The organism is Paraburkholderia sp., from assembly GCF_036488505.1.
Lineage (GTDB): Bacteria > Pseudomonadota > Gammaproteobacteria > Burkholderiales > Burkholderiaceae > Paraburkholderia.
On the sequence record NZ_DASXHN010000399.1, the window covers coordinates 1 to 17,807 of the forward strand.

Genomic DNA, 17,807 nt, shown 5'->3' on the forward strand with positions numbered 1-17,807 from the left:
TGCGAGTTGAAGGAAGCGCAGATACGCGATGGGCTGCATACCTTTGGGCAGTCGCCGCGCGGCGTGCAGCGGCGCGACACGCTGCTCGCGCTCGGTCGCTTTCCAATCGGCGACGGCCAGTCCGGCAGGGCCGGGCTAACCGATGCGCTCGCGCGCGATCTGCGCATCGATCATCTGTTCGATCCACTGACCGTGGATTGGGCGGCGCCGTGGGACGGTCCGCGCGCCGATGTGTTGCAGCAAGTCAGCGATGCACCGTGGCGGCATTACGGCGATACGCGGGAGCGGCTGGAACTGCTCGCGGCCGAGTTGCTGCGTGGCGTGTGCGGTGAAGGTGCCGATGGTTCGGGTGGTTCGGGTGGCGAGCCAGCGTCGCCGGCGTTTGCTGAACATCTGCCGCAAACGAAACAGGTGATCGCCCGTTTGCGCGACGACGTGCTGCCGCGCCTCGACGCTTGTGGTCCGCAGGAAATGACGCAACTGAGGCGCGGTCTCGAAGGGCGCTTCGTGCCACCGGGACCGAGCGGCTCGCCGTCGCGCGGACGGCCCGACGTGCTGCCCACCGGCCGCAACTTCTACTCGGTCGACACGCGCGCGGTGCCCACGCAAGCGGCCTGGGCGCTCGGCCTGAAATCGGCGCAGCAACTGATCGAGCGGCACTTGCAGGAGCACGGCGACTATCCGCGCGCGATCGGCCTGTCGGTGTGGGGCACCGCGACGATGCGCACCGGCGGCGACGATATCGCGCAGGCGCTCGCGCTGCTCGGCGTGCGGCCGAAGTGGGCGCCAGGCAGCCATCGCGTGACGGATTTCGAAATCATGCCGATCGAAGCGTTCGACCGCCCGCGCATCGATGTCACGCTGCGGGTGTCCGGTTTCTTCCGCGATGCGTTCGCGAACGTGATGCATCTGTTCGATGCGGCGGTGCAGGCGGTCGCCGAACTCGACGAGCCGGCCGATCTGAATCCGATCCGCGCGCGCGTGCTGAGCGAACGCGATGCGCTGATTGCACGCGGAATAGAACCGGCCGAAGCTCGCAAGCGCGCCGGCTGGCGCGTATTCAGCGCACGGCCCGGTGCGTACGGCGCGGGTCTGCAGCAGATGATCGACTCGCGTCAATGGCAGACCGACGCCGATCTTGCGAGCGCCTATCAGGCGTGGGGCGGCTACGCGTACGCGCGGCAAAGCGCGGGCGAGCAAGCGCATCACGCGTTCGGCGCGCGTCTGGCCGCAATGGATGTGGTGCTGCACAACCAGGACAACCGCGAGCACGACCTGCTCGATTCGAACGACTACTACCAGTTCCAGGGCGGCATGGTCGCGGCGGTGCGGCATCTTGCCGGCGCACAGCCGCGCGTGTATCACGCGGATCACAGCAACCCGGCCGCGCCGCGCGTGCGTACGCTGCACGAGGAGATCGCGCGCGTGATCCGCTCGCGCGTGGTCAATCCGAAGTGGCTCGATGGCGTGAAGCGCCACGGCTACAAAGGTGCGGCCGAAATCGCCGCGACCGTCGACTATCTGTACGGGTACGACGCGACCGCGCGCGTGATCGCGGATCATCAATACGCGCTCGTCGCCGACGCTTATCTGAACGACGCCGAGACCCGCGCGTTCATGCAGCGGCACAACGTGCATGCGTTGCATTCGATCTGCGAGCGGCTGCTCGAAGCGATGCAGCGCGGGCTATGGCAGCAACCGGGCGACTATCGCGCGCAGGTCGAGCAGCATCTGCTCGCGAGTGAACAGCAGATCGAAGGAACACGGACATGAATGGCGCGACGCGAGAAACGGGCGATGCGAACGGCGGTGAAACGATCTTGTGCTCGACGTCGGGCACGGCTTCGCGGCCGGTTTTTCCCTTCGCCGCGCTGATCGGCCAGGCGCCATTGCAGCAGGCGCTGCTGCTCGCCGCGATCGACCCGGGCCTCGGCGGCGTGCTGATCAGCGGGCCGCGCGGCACCGCGAAGTCGACTGCGGCGCGCGCGCTCGCTGAGTTGCTGCCGGAGGGACAACTGGTCAATCTGCCGCTCGGCGCGAGCGAGGATCGGCTGATCGGCACGCTCGATATCGAAACGGTGCTGCGCGACGGCTCGGTGCGCTTTTCGCCTGGACTGCTGGCGAAGGCGCATCGCGGCGTGCTGTATGTCGACGAGGTCAATCTGCTGCCCGACGCGCTCGTCGATGCGCTGCTCGATGCGGCGGCGAGCGGCGTGAATACCGTCGAACGCGATGGCGTTTCTCACAGTCACGACGCGAGCTTCGTGCTGATCGGCACGATGAATCCGGAAGAGGGCGAATTGCGGCCGCAATTGATCGACCGCTTCGGTCTGATGGTCGAATTGCAGAACGCGTTCGAGCCGCGGACGCGGCAGGCGATCGTCAAGGCCCGACTCGCGTTCGATCATGATGCGGCCGGCTTTCGTGCTGCCCATGCGCAGCAACAGGCTGACTACGCGCAGCGGATTCGCGCGGCGCGCGCGGCGCTGCCGCAACTCGCTTTCGACGATGCCGTGCATGCGCAGGTAAGCGCGCTGTGCATCGACGCCGCCGTCGACGGTCTGCGCGCCGATCTCGTGATGCTGCGCGCGGCGCGCGCGCTGGCTGCGCTCGACGAGGCGGCCGAAGTGACGGCGCAACATGTGGATCGCGTGGCGGACGCGGTGCTGATCCACCGGCGGCGGCAGCCTGATTCGCGAGCTCCGTCCGCGGGTCGGTCCGAGAGCGCGGCGAGTCCGTCACAGCAGCGCGCAAGCAATGAAGCTGCCGAAGGGGCCGCGTCGGCACCGTCTTCGACCGAAACTGACTGGGGCTACCTGCCGCCGGAGCCGACGGCGGCCGTGCCGGTCAAAAGCGTCATTGCGCTCGCCGCAAAAAAGCGCTGAGCCATCGGAAAGGTGCCGCCGCTGACTCGCGCAGCGGTTTTCGATGGCCGCAAGGCACCAACGCAAGTTCGCGCGGCGCTTTACGCGGCGAGCCAGGCGGACGCATCGCATGGCCGCCGACGCTCGCCGCGATGCGCGAGCGCGAGCACGGTCTGCGCCGCGAGCATCTGCGGTTCGTGCGCGACACACCGCGCGGCGGTGTGCTGCATTGCTTCGTGCTCGATTGTTCGGGGTCGATGCTGGAGGGGCAGCGTCTCGCGTTGGCGAAAGGCTTGCTCATTGCGCTGTTCGATCATGCGAGCGCAATGCGTGCCGAGGCCGCGCTGATCTGTTTCGGCGGTGCGGGCGCGGACGTGCGCTTCGGCCCGGCGGTGCCGCGCTGGTGGAACGAGCGTTGGCTGCAGCCGGTGGGCGGCGGCGGGGGCTCGCCGCTTGGATCGGGCGTGCGGCGCGCGGCGGAACTGCTCGCGCGCAGCGCACGCAGGCGGCCGGCACAACAGCGCTGGCTGTGGATTCTGACCGACGGCCGCACCCACGACGTACCCGCGCGCCCGCTCGATGCCGACGAAGTGGTGTTCGTCGATTTCGAGCGTGGCGGGTTGACGCTCGGGCGCTGTGAAACGCTCGCCGATGTATGGGGTGCCCGGTGTCTGGCGCCGGAAGCGTTGATCGGCTGACCCCGCCATGCTTGCGCTTCGGCGATAGCGCGGCGCGGCCGGTCCGGCCGTGCCGCTTATTTCACGCCGTTCGACCAGTACAGCACGTCGTCGTGACGATCGAACACGAAGACCTTCATTGCCATTTGCTGCGCCGTGTTGAGCTGGTCAAGCTCGAGCCCATGACTCGACGGCTCGCCGGGCGCGCTGCCTTTCTGCACGTTGCGGATGATGGCCGTGGTCTCGATCTCGGTATCGAGTTCGGTGGACTTCAGACGAAACGCGATGCGCAGGCGATCGCCGACGGCGCCAAGCGCCCACGGTGCGCTCAACGACATGCCAAGCGCGCTGATGCCCTTCGCGAGCCCGAGGCCCTCGTAGGCTTCGCCCGTTTCGCCGATGCCGAATCGCACCGGCAGATGCGCATGCACGCGAATCGATTTGCGTTCGCGCAGGCGGCGGATCACACCGGGCTTCGACAGCACGATGTAGTCGAACGGCTGGCGGCAGATCGCCTCGATCGTGCAGACGAAACGGAACACCGCCTGGCTGGCGATCGCGACGAGTTCGACGTTTTCGCCGAGCGCGAGCGGCATCGGCCGGCCCGCTTGTAACGGCGGCGTGACGAAGATCGCATGATTCGGCGCAAAGCCGATGATGCGGCATGGCTGCATCGGCGCGCCGCTGCCGAGTTGGGAGCGCATGCCGATCAATGCACCTATTCCCAGATGCATGTCGTTGACCGTCAACTCACCGGCGGATTCGGCGGGGGGCGCGGGCATCGGCGGCTGTTCCGCGTTCGGGTCCAGCAGGTCGCCACGCTGCGGATGGAAGTGGGCGAACAGAAACGCGCGCTCGTCGGTGGTCGCGAGGATCGTGCCGCTGTCGAAGAGCAGCGTGCCGTCACCATCGACGATTGACCAGGGAAGCGGCGTGCCGACGGGCACCGCGTCCGGGACGAGCGACGACGATGAGAGCGCAGCGGTGTGGGCGTCGATGTGTTCCTCGACAGGATGGTCCATGGTCGGCGGCTTGATTGAGTGGCGGGATAATCTGGATGACGGCGGTGGAGGGTAAAACTTTAATCGACGCTAGTGCGTGCCTGCTGCATCGCGTGGGCGCGTTGGGTTCGCGCATACCGGTCCCGAAAACGCACGTCAGTTCTTTCCTCTATCACTGCCTGTCTGCAGCGCGTCCGCATATCCGGTCAGTTCCAGATACGCCCGCCCCAACTGCGCACCGCCACGGCTTACGCTCACCGCGCCTTCCCAATACACAGCGCCGGTCGATTGTCGTGAATCGAGTTCCTGGTCATCCATCAGCGGATCGAGTTGCCATGTCAGCGCGCCGGTTCTGACGAGCATCGAGACCGGATACGATGCGCCGGTACGAGATGAGCGCCACGTGCGAACCGGCGTGAATTCGACCTGATCGCGGCCGAAATTCGTCACATGTCCAGCGGAATCGCGCAGCGTCGCGTGCGCCCAGACTGCATGGCCATCGCGGCCACGTACCTTGAATGCCATCAGCGCCGAACCGTCCTTCAAATTGGCGCCGAGCCAATCCCATCCGACCGCATCAGCATCGAGCAACGTGCTCGACCATTCGTGATCGAGCCATCCGCTGCCTGTTACCGCCGCGGTGCGCTGAGCGGTGTGTTCCGCTGTAGCCGGGCGCACCACCGTGCCCGTCACGCGCAGTTGCGGCTCGCTGTAGTAATAGCTCGCCTGTTCCGGCCGCGGTCCTTTGCGCGAATAGCCGCGCTCGCCTTGCAGCAACGGGGCCTGCGTCGGCGTCAACGTGAGGTGCAGCGAGAACCCGGCCGCGTCGACAGTGACGTCATAGTGCCCATCCGCGTGACGAATCATTTTCCACGCGCCCAGTTTGACATCGGTAATGCCGAGCTTCGCATACGCGAGTCCGAAGCCCTCGCGGGCGATGCGCTGGTCGTGAACGAGATGTCCGACTGTTGGATCGCTCAACGCGGCGTGCGCAATGATCAACTGCGACGGCGCGAAAGCGCTCGGATCGGCGGTATCGTGACCTGTCGCTGAACGGAAAAACGTAATCTGAAATCCAAGCGGCTGGTTATCCGGAGTATTGAGCCAGCCTGTCGCGTACCACCACTCGGTACGAAAAGACGGGTGTGCGCCGCTGTCTTCAGGCAGCGCGACCGGGTGACCCGGGGTCACGGCGGAAAACGCGGCTGCCGTGGCGGCTGGCAAGTCGACGCCTGCGGCAAACGCTGACGACACCACCATCGTCGCAGTACAACACAGCCACCGTCGGAACACGACAGGGCAACAGTATCGTTGTGTCGCACGACGTCGGCGAGTAAAGGCAATCGATACGCTAAACGACGTGACATACGCGGACATCGTCACGCGGATAACGCTCAACCGCAGCAATACATGCGAGAACACATGCGGCAACACACATGGCAATGCACACGACAGAACACACGACACGCGTGCGATCCACGTCGCGCATCCCCGCCATGCGGCGCGGCGTTCGCGAACGGATTCGACGATCACCGCGCGCTCCCCATCGAGCGTTGATCCCATTCACACCACGCAGCCCGCATCACCAGTCCTCCTTCACAGCGCGCAGCGCATCGACTGAAACCGCGCCGCGGCCCGCGATGACCGCCGTCGAACACGACAGAATCAGCATTACCAGCGCAACGGTGTTCAACAGTGTCCATGGCACGTGCAGCGACATGCTCCAATGAAATGACTGAGGATTGACGACGAACACGAGAATCAGGCTGATCGCTAAACCGAGTGCGAAACCCAGTGCAATGCCGCAAGCCGTCAGCAGGCCGCCTTCGGACGCGAGGATGCCGAGGATTTGCGTGCGTGTCGCGCCCACGTGCCGCAGCATCCCGAATTCGCGGGCGCGCGCGAGCGTCTGCGCGGAAAAAGTCGCGGCCACGCCGAACAGTCCGATCACGATCGCGACCGCTTCGAGCAGATAAGTGACCGCGAAGCTGCGATCGAAGATCATCAGCGTGCGAGCCCGGATCTCCCCCGGTTGCGACATCTGCAGCGCCGCGCCGAAGGGCAGTGCCCGTAATTCATCGATCACGCGTTCGACCCTCACGCCTGGCGAGACGCTCACCGCGACATCGGTCGCGCTCGTGTCGCCGGTGAGACGCCGGTAGTCGGCAAGCCGTATCTGGATCGCGCCGCTTTGTCGTGCGTAGTCGCGCCACACGCCAGCCACGACGAACACCTGGCCGGGTCTACCAAGCGGCAGGCGTACGCGCTGACCGGTCCGGTATCCATACAGATCGACCATCGCTTCGGACACCCATACCGGTACCTCGCCAGCATGAAAAGCGGAGGGCGCCAGCACCGCGCCGGTCATCTGCAAAGTCGCGCCTGGATCGGCCGCGTCGATGTCGCGCGCGAGCAGCCCGATGTCCGGGCGCGCGGGATCGAGCGTCAGATGCGTGGCACGCGCAAACGCGGCGTGTTCGATACCGGCGACCGCCGCGATCCGCGCCTGCTGGTCCGGCAGCAAGCCGCCTGCGTCGCCGCTATTGCCAGCCGACACCGCACGCACGTACAGATCGGCGGACAGCAGATGCATGAGCCAGTCGTCGACCGACACGCGGAAGCTGGCCACCATGATCGCCATCGCGACGATCAGCGCGAAGCTCGACAGCACGCCGCCCATCGCAATCGATGCCTGGCCCGGCGCGTTCGCGAGACGCGCGAGCGCGAGCGTACCCGTGATGCCCGGACGGCGTCGCAGCGCGGATGCCCGGCTCGCGATCCCGAATATCAACGCGGTCACGCGCGGCATCAATGCAATGCCGCCGACGAGCAGCAACGCAACGGCGCAATAGCCGCCAATCGGTGCGTCGAACCACGGCGGCACACGTGTGAGAAGCGCGGCGGCCAGCAGACAGCCTAACGCGGGCCATGGCGTCGCGAGCCGCGCCAATGCGCCTTCCTCGGCGCCCGCTTTGAGCGCGACCGCGGGCCGCGCGCGCGCCGCATCGATCGCGGGCGCCACGCTGCCCAGCATGGCGACCGCGACACCGAGCAGCAGAAACACCGTGCTTGCCCACGGCTGGAAACTCGCGCGCGGCTGTACACCCGGAAAATAGCCGCCGCCCAGATCGCTGCCAAACACACGCAGCACACCGCTCGCCATCGCATAGCCGAGCGCGAGGCCGCATAACGAACCGATCAAGCCGAGCAGCGCGCCTTCGACGAGGATCTGCCGTATCAACTGCGCCCGAGTGAGTCCGAGCACGCGCAGCATCGCGAACTGCGCCCGCCGTCGCACGACGCCGAGCGCCTGCGTCGAGAACACGAGAAATGCGCCGGTGAAAAGCGCGACCAGTGCGAGCACGTTCATATTGATTCGATAGGCGCGCGACAGACGGTCGGTGCGGCTATCGGTGTCGCGTGCCTCGGCGATCACCCACGTGTCGCCGAGCCGCGCCTGCAGGTCGCGCTTGAAGCGTTGCCGGTCGACACCGCGCTCGAGCCGCACGTCGACGCGGGAGAGCTTGCCCACCTTGCCGAACTTCCACTGCGCGGCGGCGATATCCATCACAGCGAGCCGCTGACCTGGCCGTGTTCGCACGAGCCCACCCGCGACGCGCAGATGCACGCTCGACGTGCCACTGAGAAACGTCACGTGGTCGCCCGTCTTGACGTTCAACCATTGCTGCGCGGCGGCCGACAGAAATACCGCGTCGGAAGCGAGGGTATCGAGCTGCCGGCCCGGCGACGGCACACCGATCAGATCGGGCGTGATCTGGCTCGCCCGGAATACGTCGATACCCAGCAAGGGCAGCGCGCTATTGCGCCCCGGCACCGCGACATCGAATGCGAGCACTGGGCTCGCGAGCGCCACGCCGGGCTCGTTCGCCAAACGCGGAAAGATGGCTTCGTCGACGAAAGGCTGCGCGCCGCGCACCTGCAAATCGGCGTCGCCCGACAGACTGCGCGTGGCCGCCGAGAATTCGTTGAAGGCCGCGCCGTTGATCAGTTGCACCGCATAGCCGAGCGCGACGCCAAGCGCGATCGTTGCGATCGCGACCAGCGACCGCCCGCGATGACTGCGCCACTCCGCGCCCAACAGCCAGCGCGCGAGCACGCGCGATCCGGACGTACGCGGCAGCGGACGAGGGTTAGCGGACATTGTCGTCAGAGCGGGCGGGCGATGCATGCGCGCGGGGCTCCACCGAGCTGGCAACACCCGTGGCATCCGCAATATCGGCAGATTTCGCGGTTGCGGCATGCAGGCCGCCGTCACGCAGGATCAGCACGCGATCGGCCACGGCGGCCGCTGCCTCGGAATGCGTGACCATGATCGTGGCCGCGCCGGTCGCCTTGCTTTGCGCGCGAAACAGACCGAGCACGTCGTGCGCGGTCGCCGGATCGAGGTTGCCGGTCGGCTCGTCGGCGAGAATCAGCGCGGGCCGATGCACGAGCGCACGCGCAATCGCCACGCGTTGCAGTTCACCGCCGGAGAGGTCGCGCGGAAAGTCGTCGCCGCGGCCGCCGAGTCCGACGGCGGCGAGCATCTCGAGCGCGCCGGCGGGCGCCAGATCGTTGAGCAGCAGCGGCAATGCAACGTTCTGCGCGAGCGTCAGATGAGGCAGCACGTGAAACGCCTGGAATACGAAGCCGAGCTTTTGCCGCCGCAAGCGCGTTGCCGCGTTGTCGTCGAGCTGCTCGATCGCGCGCCCGTCGAGCATCACGCTGCCGCTATCCGCCCGGTCGAGCCCGGCGATCAGATTGAGCAGCGTCGACTTGCCGACGCCCGAGTCGCCCATGATCGCGACGAACTCTCCCGCCGCGAGCGTGAAGTCGAGTTGCGCGAGCACGATGCGGCCAGCGCCATACCGTTTGCTCAGTCGACGGCATTCGAGAGCGGGGACGGCGGCGTCACGACGAAGGGTCATGCGGGAAGGTCCGGAAAAATGGCTTGGCGGCGACAGGCCGGCGGGTGAAATCAGTGTGCCTTGCCGCGCGAGTTTTCGCAGCGATCTGCGCGGCGCAAACCTGAGGTGTAAGGGGTATGAAGGTTTCGCAAACAATTTCGCTGACCTTGCTACCCCCTCGGCTTGGTGCTTTGTCGGGCGTTGCCCGATGCGTCTCCCAGGGAATCTGAAGATTCCGCAAAATTTTTTCGGGTCTGTTGTTACGCAAAATTGCGCGATTTTGGCGCGAGCGTCGCAACGCTGAGCGAGAGGCGCGAGCACGGCGCATTCCAGCGGCGCCGACGCGCAACCCGGCGGACGCTTAAAAATCTCTCAATTCACTTCTAACTGCCAGCTATTGCAGACAAGTTCCCCGGCCCACTGTCGGCGCGGTGCAACCAGTGCAAGCGCACATTTCACCGCATCTTGCAAGCGCTTGGCGGGCCCGGCGCAAATAGCGGCACGGTTCGCGCCGCTGTTGCAGTGCAAAATTATTCTGATCTTGGTAATCTCCACCCTTCGTCAATCGACTGCGGGTAAACGTGTAGCGGAAAACCCTCCGCACACCCATTGCAGCGAAATAAAGCTTACATATCTATTTCATCGCTGGCTGTTCTGACGGCGTTGACGCGGCGTTTTTGTACTTCGAGTTTCCACAGCACATGCCATTGCCTCTTCTTAGTCTTCTCATCTGGATTCCCATCGTCGCCGGCTTCGTGGTTCTGCGAGCCGGCTCCGACGCGGCTCGCAATCGCACGCGGTGGCTTGCGCTGATCGGCGCGGTGGCGGGCTTTCTGCCCGTGATCCCGCTGGTGGCGAACTTCCGCAACGACGTCAGCGCGATGCAGTTCGTCGAAAACGTCCGCTGGTCGCCGACGTTCGATATTGCGTGGCATGTGGGTATCGACGGGATTTCGCTGTGGCTCGTCGCGCTGACCGCGTTGACGACGATCATCATCGTGATCGCGTCATGGGAGTCGATCACGCAGCGCACCGCGCAGTACTTCGGCGCGTTCCTGCTGCTGTCGGGTTTCATGCAGGGCGTGTTCACGTCGCTCGACGGCATGATGTTCTTTATCGCGTTCGAGGCAACGCTGATTCCGCTGTATCTGCTGATCGGCACTTACGGCAACAGCAACCGCACGTACGCGGCGGTGAAGTTCTTCTTCGTGTCGTTTCTCGGCTCGCTGATGATGCTGATGTCGCTGCTCTATCTGTATAGCCAGACGCACAGTTTCGATCTTGCCGTGTGGCGCGACACGCCTCTGGGCATGGTCCCGCAGTCGCTGATCTTCCTCGGGTTTCTCGCCGCGTTCGGCGTGAAGGTGCCGATGTGGCCGCTGCATACGTGGCTGCCCGACGTGCACCTCGACGGGCCGACCGGCGCGGCCGTGATGATCGGCATGCTGAAGATCGGCGGCTACGGTCTGCTGCGTTTCGCGCTGCCGATCGCGCCGCAGGCGAGCCACTTCTTCGCGCCGATGATGATCACGCTGTCGCTGGTCGCGGTGATCTACTCGAGCCTGCTCGCGCTCGTGCAAACCGATATGCGCCGCCTGCTCGCCTATTCGACGGTCGCGCACATGGGCCTCGTCACGCTCGGCCTGTTCGTGTTCAACCGCTTCGGCCAGTCCGGCGCGATCGTGCAGATGATCTCGTACGGCGTGGTGTCCGGCGCGATGCTGCTGTGCACCGGCATGCTCTACGACCGCACGAAGACCGCGTCGATCGCCGAATACGGCGGTGTCGCCAACACGATGCCGCGCTTCGCCGCGTTCGTGATGCTGTTCTCGATGGCCAACATCGGCTTGCCCGGCACGTCGGGATTCGTCGGCGAATTCATGGTGCTGATGGGCGCGATCCGCTTTAACTTCTGGATCGGCGCGCTCGCCGCGAGCACGCTGGTCCTCAGCGCGGCGTACACGTTGTGGATGTACAAGCGCGTGATTTTCGGTGCGATCGCCAATGCGCGCGTGTCGACGCTGAAAGACCTCGGCAAGCGCGAATTCGTGCTGCTCGGTGCGATGTCGCTGCTGGTCCTCGCGATCGGTCTCGATCCGAAGCCGTTCACCGACGCGATCGATCCGTCTGTCGGCACGCTGCTCGCGCAGTCGGAGCGTTCCGCGCTTCCTTCGGACCAGGCGCCCGCGGACGGCAACGAACATCTGCAAGCCGCGGCGCCCGCGCCGGCTTCCGGCGCGGCACGCACGCCGGGCTAAACACAACCCGGCGCAAGAGTCGTTGTGGCACCACGCATCGTGGATGCCGCAATCCTCACGCGCTTTTGCGGGTCGCTATCGATCCCTTGCGAACAGTACCTAAGGCGAAGTACAGCCAGGTCGCACCGTGTCCAGCGAATTTCGAGTGCTTTTTTTAGGGGCTTTTGCGATGCGTCAACTTTTGGATGCTTCGTTGAAGCGCATTGCAAACGCAGCCGGTTAATAGAGAGCGCGCGAGGGTGTGCGACGTTGCGCTCGCGTGTGCGGCAACGTGCCGCACAGTGTGACGACGCAATAGATCGTTGCCGAATCGAGTGTTTATCGGCAGTCCACACGCCCCTATGATCCGATCGCTTATTAATGGAGAGCCGTCGAATGACGTTCGTTGAAGTCGAAAAGAAAAGGCAGGGGATATGAAAGGGCGGATGCTGAAAAGGTCGGCAAGCGTTCTTTCCGCCAGCCTGATGTTGCTGCTTTCGGGTTGCAGCCACCTCGATGTTCTGAATCCGAAGGGGAGTGTGGGCGTCGCGGAGCGTGATCTGATCGCGACCTCCACGTGGGCCATGCTGATCGTGGTGATTCCGGTCATCGCGATGACGCTGTTCTTTGCATGGCGTTATCGCGCGTCGAACCGGAACGCCGAGTACCGCCCGGGATGGACGCATTCAACCGCGGTCGAAATCGCCGTCTGGACGATTCCCGCGCTGATCGTTCTGTTCCTCGCGGTGTTGACGTGGCGCACCACGCATGAGCTCGATCCGTATCGTCCGCTCGAGTCGCAAGTCAAGCCGATCAACGTCGAAGTGGTCGCGCTCGACTGGAAGTGGCTTTTCATCTATCCGGATCTCGGCATTGCTTCGGTGAACCAGCTGGCGATTCCGGTCGGCACGCCGGTGAACTTCCGGATCACGTCCGACACGGTAATGAACTCGTTCTTCATTCCGCAGCTCGGCGGCCAGATCTACGCGATGGCAGGCATGCAAACGCGCCTGCACCTGATCGCCGACCACGCCGGCGACTACGCGGGCCTCGCGGCAAACTTCAGCGGCAAAGGCTTCTCGGACATGAAGTTCCGTACGCTCGCCACCTCGCCCGCGGACTTCAACGCATGGGTCGCGAAGGTGCGTGCGTCGTCGGACCGGCTCGACATGGACCGCTATCACGCGGTGTCCGAACCGAGCGAAAAGGACCCGGTGCGGTACTTCTCGACCGTCGATCCGAAGCTCTTCAACAACATCATTGCCCGATACAACAACGGCAACGTCCTCGACAACATGAAGGACGCCAACTGTGCGCCTAAGGGGTAACGCATGTTCGGAAAACTAACGCTCGATGCGATTCCGTATCACGAGCCCATCATCGTCACCGCGGGCGCCGGCATGGTGCTCGCCGCGCTCGCGGTGCTCGGCGCCATCACGTATTTCGGCAAATGGCGCTACCTGTGGAGCGAGTGGCTGACGTCCGTCGACCACAAGAAGATCGGCGTGATGTACATCGTCGTTGCATTCGTGATGCTGCTGCGCGGCTTTGCCGACGCGATCATGATGCGCATGCAGCTGGCGCTGTCGTACATGAGCCCTGGCTTTTTGCCGCCGCATCACTACGACCAGATCTTCACCGCGCACGGCGTCATCATGATTTTCTTCATGGCGATGACGTTCATGGTCGGTCTGATGAACCTCGTCGTGCCGCTGCAGATCGGCGCGCGCGACGTCGCTTTCCCGTTCATCAACTCGCTGAGCTTCTGGATGACCGCAGTCAGCGCGATCCTGGTCAACATCTCGCTGGTGGTCGGTGAATTCGGGCAGACCGGCTGGCTCGCTTATCCGCCGCTGTCCGAATTGCAGTTCAGCCCCGGCGTCGGGGTCGACTACTACCTATGGAGCTTGCAGCTCTCCGGGATCGGTACGTTGCTGACCGGCGTGAACTTCTTCGTGACGATCGTGAAGATGCGCGCACCGGGCATGTCGTTCATGAAGATGCCGGTGTTCACGTGGACCGCGCTGTGCACGAACGTGCTGATCATGGCGTCGTTCCCGATCCTGACCGTCACGCTGGCGCTGCTCGGTCTGGACCGTTACCTCGGGATGCACTTCTTCACGAACGACGCCGGCGGCAACGCGATGCTGTACCTGAACCTGATCTGGGCATGGGGACACCCCGAGGTGTACATCCTGATCCTGCCGGCGTTCGGTATCTTCTCGGAAGTCGTCGCGACCTTCGCGAAGAAGCCGCTGTTCGGCTACAAGACGATGGTGTGGGCGACCTGCGCGATCATGGTGCTGTCGTTCCTCGTGTGGCTGCACCACTTCTTCACGATGGGTTCTGGCGCCGACGTCAATGCGTTCTTCGGTATCGCGACGATGGTGATTTCGATTCCGACCGGCGTCAAAGTGTTCAACTGGCTGTTCACGATCTACAAGGGCCGTCTGCAGTTCACGACGCCGGTGCTGTGGACGATCGGCTTCATCATCACTTTCACGATCGGCGGTATGACCGGCGTGATGATGGCGATCCCGGGCGCCGACTTCGTGCTGCACAACAGCCTGTTCCTGATCGCACACTTCCACAACGTGATCATCGGTGGAGTGCTGTTCGGTTATCTGGCTGGCTTTAACTACTGGTTCCCGAAGGCATTCGGCTTCAAGCTGAATGAGAAGCTCGGCAAGGCCGCGTTCTGGTTCTGGCAGATCGGTTTCTGGGTGGCGTTCGCGCCGCTTTACGTGCTCGGCTTCATGGGCATGACGCGTCGACTGAACCACTACGACAACCCGGCATGGCATCCGTGGCTGATCGCCGCCGCGTTCGGCGCGGTGCTGATCGCCATCGGTATTGCGTGCCAGTTGCTGCAGCTGTTCGTCAGCATCCGCGACCGCAACCTGGTCGAAAACCGCGACCTCACGGGCGACCCGTGGGACGGTCATACGCTGGAATGGGCAACGAGCTCGCCCCCGCCGGCTTACAACTTCGCGCATATCCCGGACGTGCGCTCGCTCGACGCGTTCACCGAAATGAAGTCGCGCAAGGGCGGAATCAACGTGCCCCCGTATCGCGACATTCATATGCCGTCGAATACGTCCGCCGGCTTGCTGGTGGGGCTGTTCTCGCTGGTGCTCGGTTTCGCAGGGGTCTGGCACATCTGGTGGCTGGCGATCATCGGCTTTGTCGGCGCGATTGGCACCGTGATCGTCTACAGCTTCCAGGACAACGACGGCTATTACATTCCGGCCGACACCGTCGCGCTGATTGAAGACAAACGCAGCGGCAGCGGTGGTGCTGCCGCCGGGGCCGGCGTCGGCGCGGGTGCCGGTGCACAGGTCCCGCTGGAGGTGGACTGATGTTACAGAAGACTATCGCGGTCGAACCGCAACTCGCGCCGGACCACGTGCCGTCGCACTCGGTATTCGGTTTCTGGCTGTACCTGATGACCGACTGCATCATCTTCGCGGCACTGTTCGCCGTGTTCGCGGTGATGAGCCATCAGTTCGCGGGCGGTCCGAGCGGCAAGGATCTGTTCGAGATTCCTGGCGTCGCACTCGAAACGGCGATGCTGCTGCTCTCGAGCATCACCTATGGTTTTGCGATGCTCGGCGCCCACAAGAACCGCAAGGGCGTGCTGCTCGCGTGGCTCGGCGTGACTTTCCTGCTCGGCGCCGCATTCCTCGCGCTGGAGATGCGCGAGTTCTCGCACCTGATTGCCGAAGGCGCGGGTCCGGGCCGCAGCGCGTTCCTGTCGTCGTTCTTTACGCTGGTCGGCACGCACGGTTTGCACGTGACGTTCGGCTTGATCTGGATGATCGTGCTGTCCATTCAGGTGATGCGTCATCGCGATCTGACCGAGCGTGACATCATCCGCCTGACGTGCTTGAGCCTTTTCTGGCACTTCCTCGACGTCGTGTGGATCGGCGTCTTCACCTTTGTCTATCTCGCGAGCGTGATCTAAATGGACCATAGCCATAGCCATCATGGACACTCGGGCGAAAGCCACGGCAGCTTCGGCAGCTATACGATTGGCTTCGTGCTGGCCGTCATCCTGACCGTCGCGGCGTTCGCGCTGGTGATGACGGGAACGCTGACGGGGAAGAGCGCGCTGTTTGCGATCTCTGGGCTCGCGCTCGTGCAGATCATCGTGCATCTGGTTTTTTTCTTGCACATGAATGCTTCGTCGGCGCAGCGCTGGAATGTGGTGGCGTTTGCGTTCACCGTGCTGACCGCGGTTATTGTGGTTGGCGGGACGTTGTGGGTGTTGCACAACGTCAGTATGAATATGATGTCGCGGTAACCTGAACGCTTCGGCTCCAAAAGGAAAGCCCCGCAAGAACGAAAGTTCTTGCGGGGCTTCGGTCATTTAGCGGCTCAGTCTATTTGGGCCGCGGTCTTCTGCACGACGGTCAGTACATTGCCGGTCGCGCCAGTCGCGGTGTGTAGTAGAAGCGCACGAGTGCGGTCGGATTGCTGCCGGTCGTCAGCTCACCCGGTTGGAACGACGCGAGCGTCTTCGCGTCCCCCAATTTGACGCCGGCCGCACCCAGTTCAGGATGCGCGCTCAGGAACGAATGGATACCGGCCTCGAGGCAAGCCGAATCGATCGCGCTTGTGCAAGCCGCCGAGGTGCCTTGCAAACACTGCGACAGCGACGCGATCAACGGCGATAGATCGTCGGCTGCGACCGAAGGCACGGCGAGCGCGCCCGAAACGCTAGTGTCGTGGTTCAGCACGATCGCCGTATCGGGATCCGCAATGGATATCAACTGCATGCCGCCGCTCGGTGCGGGGACGACGCTGACCGAATCGACCACTGCGTCGAGCCCTTGATGATTCGCTGTGAAGGCGGCGCCGATCGGATCGAAAGCGGTAGCGGTCACACCGTTTGCCGTGAGAATCGGCGCGAGCGCCGTCTGCAGTCTGGCCACGCTTGCATTGACGCTAGAAGTCGTGACCTGCGCGGCGAGTTGGCCCGACGTTGCGAGATCGAGCGGATTGCCGCTGGTCGTCAATTGCGCCGCGACGGCCGTGGTCAGCGTGGTCACGTTGGCGATGGCTGGAGCCGTGCTGGCCGGTGCGGCGGCGACCACCGAGTAGAGCGGCGTTTCGTTGCCGGCGGGGTCGGTTGCGACGATCAGAAACGGCGCGCTCATTCCCGCGATCGACGCGGTGTAGTTGCCCGACCCGTTCGCCGATGCGGTGACGCTCTTGCCGTTCACATCGATCACGGTGAAGCTGGCGTTCGCGACCGCACGGCCGACTGCGACGGTGCCCGTCAGCTGCATCGATTGGACTGGCTGGCTCGCGCCGCTAGGGGTGGTGTTTGCCGGGTTCGTACTTGCGGTTTCGTCCTGTTCCCGCTTGCGCCACCCGCCGCAGGCGGCGAGAACCGATGCGCTCAGCAGGCTTGCTGCAACAAGTTTGAACGGTACCTTGACGGACATTCTTTCCTTATTCAATGAACTTTCATAGTCTCTGAGTTTTTTCGATAACCGATATAAAAAATACAACGATATTGACATGGCGGGGCCGTGTGCTCGCCGTACCGTGGCAGGAATAACGGCTCGGGTCGAGGAACGCTTAAGAAATTTTTGCGTGGTGGTCGGTAAGAGCGAGCGGTTGCCGCGTATCTTTTTCCAAAGCATTTCGCGCAACGCAATTGCACGACGACTCCACCGTGGAAAGTTTCTTCGGCACCCTCCATTCAAAGTTCTTCTTTTTGAAGCGATTCGACAGTGTTTAAGCCGCTGCAGGCTGGCATCAAAGAGTACATTGACTACCACAACCACAAACGCATCAAGATGAAGCCGAAAAATGCACACTCTTCCGGCGCCGGTTCGGCGGAGCGTCTCGCTGGGTTTTTTCCGTTCTGCGACTGCGGCGAGGCCGCTCAGAGCTTGCAATGGCGGCAAAGACACGATCGATCCCATCGGTGTCCTCGACCCGGCGTAACTCAGGAGCCGGCGCCCCCGGGTAGAAATCCGACACGTCGACCCGCTATCATCGAGACCATTGGTGACCGGTGGCTCGGGCGCATTGCAACACCGTGTGGCGGGAAAATCACCGCCGGCTTGGCTGAGGCCGGGCTAATGTGGAACAACGCATGATAGTGCAA

13 protein-coding genes are annotated in these 17,807 nt (G+C 63.8%); 8 read left to right on the forward strand and 5 right to left on the reverse strand.

Translation table 11 applies throughout. The annotated features are described in order from the left end of the window. The 3 genes from VGH68_RS23105 to VGH68_RS23115 form a co-directional block, all read left to right on the forward strand. Window positions 1-1,773, forward strand: a 1,773-nt coding sequence (locus VGH68_RS23105) for a cobaltochelatase subunit CobN (RefSeq protein WP_331606032.1), incomplete at its 5' end; no start/stop codon positions are given. Continuing rightward, window positions 1,770-2,885: an ATP-binding protein gene (locus VGH68_RS23110; protein WP_331606033.1), complete on the forward strand. Its 1,116-nt coding sequence runs from the start codon at window positions 1,770-1,772 to the stop codon at window positions 2,883-2,885. The genes VGH68_RS23105 and VGH68_RS23110, both read left to right, overlap by 4 nt. A 131-nt stretch (window positions 2,886-3,016) precedes the next feature. After that, the gene (locus VGH68_RS23115; protein ID WP_331606034.1) at window positions 3,017-3,562 is read left to right on the forward strand and encodes a vWA domain-containing protein; all 546 of its coding nucleotides are present in this window, start codon (window positions 3,017-3,019) and stop codon (window positions 3,560-3,562) included. A 56-nt stretch (window positions 3,563-3,618) separates the two neighbouring features. Here the strand turns inward: VGH68_RS23115 and VGH68_RS23120 are convergent, their stop codons facing one another. The 4 genes from VGH68_RS23120 to VGH68_RS23135 form a co-directional block, all read right to left on the reverse strand. Beyond that, on the reverse strand, window positions 3,619-4,563 hold the full coding sequence (locus tag VGH68_RS23120; RefSeq protein ID WP_331606035.1) for a flagellar brake protein: 945 nt from the start codon (window positions 4,561-4,563) through the stop codon (window positions 3,619-3,621). Between the two features lie 135 nt (window positions 4,564-4,698). Then, window positions 4,699-5,802: a carotenoid 1,2-hydratase gene (locus tag VGH68_RS23125; protein WP_331606036.1), complete on the reverse strand. Its 1,104-nt coding sequence runs from the start codon at window positions 5,800-5,802 to the stop codon at window positions 4,699-4,701. Between the two features lie 322 nt (window positions 5,803-6,124). Continuing rightward, window positions 6,125-8,704, reverse strand: coding sequence for an FtsX-like permease family protein (locus VGH68_RS23130; RefSeq protein WP_331606037.1), 2,580 nt, complete (start codon window positions 8,702-8,704; stop codon window positions 6,125-6,127). Beyond that, the gene (locus VGH68_RS23135; RefSeq protein ID WP_331606038.1) at window positions 8,694-9,470 is read right to left on the reverse strand and encodes an ABC transporter ATP-binding protein; all 777 of its coding nucleotides are present in this window, start codon (window positions 9,468-9,470) and stop codon (window positions 8,694-8,696) included. Before VGH68_RS23135 ends, VGH68_RS23130 begins: the two co-directional genes overlap by 11 nt. Before the next feature lie 680 nt (window positions 9,471-10,150). Here VGH68_RS23135 and VGH68_RS23140 point away from each other — a divergent pair. The 5 genes from VGH68_RS23140 to cyoD all read left to right on the forward strand — a co-directional run bounded on the left by VGH68_RS23140 (window position 10,151) and on the right by cyoD (window position 15,989). After that, window positions 10,151-11,707: an NADH-quinone oxidoreductase subunit M gene (locus VGH68_RS23140; RefSeq protein WP_331606039.1), complete on the forward strand. Its 1,557-nt coding sequence runs from the start codon at window positions 10,151-10,153 to the stop codon at window positions 11,705-11,707. A 413-nt stretch (window positions 11,708-12,120) separates the two neighbouring features. Beyond that, the gene (gene cyoA, locus VGH68_RS23145) at window positions 12,121-13,014 is read left to right on the forward strand and encodes a ubiquinol oxidase subunit II (protein WP_331606040.1); all 894 of its coding nucleotides are present in this window, start codon (window positions 12,121-12,123) and stop codon (window positions 13,012-13,014) included. Between the two features lie 3 nt (window positions 13,015-13,017). Continuing rightward, window positions 13,018-15,045, forward strand: a complete 2,028-nt coding sequence (gene cyoB, locus VGH68_RS23150; RefSeq protein ID WP_331606041.1) for a cytochrome o ubiquinol oxidase subunit I — start codon at window positions 13,018-13,020, stop codon at window positions 15,043-15,045. Next, complete coding sequence (gene cyoC, locus VGH68_RS23155; RefSeq protein WP_331606042.1) at window positions 15,045-15,650, forward strand: cytochrome o ubiquinol oxidase subunit III; 606 nt, start codon at window positions 15,045-15,047, stop codon at window positions 15,648-15,650. Before cyoB ends, cyoC begins: the two co-directional genes overlap by 1 nt. Continuing rightward, the gene (cyoD, locus tag VGH68_RS23160; protein WP_331606043.1) at window positions 15,651-15,989 is read left to right on the forward strand and encodes a cytochrome o ubiquinol oxidase subunit IV; all 339 of its coding nucleotides are present in this window, start codon (window positions 15,651-15,653) and stop codon (window positions 15,987-15,989) included. Window positions 15,990-16,098: 109 nt separating this feature from the next. Here cyoD and VGH68_RS23165 read toward each other — a convergent pair whose 3' ends face one another. Then, window positions 16,099-17,622, reverse strand: coding sequence for a hypothetical protein (locus VGH68_RS23165; protein ID WP_414696976.1), 1,524 nt, complete (start codon window positions 17,620-17,622; stop codon window positions 16,099-16,101). Window positions 17,623-17,807: the final 185 nt, after the last annotated feature.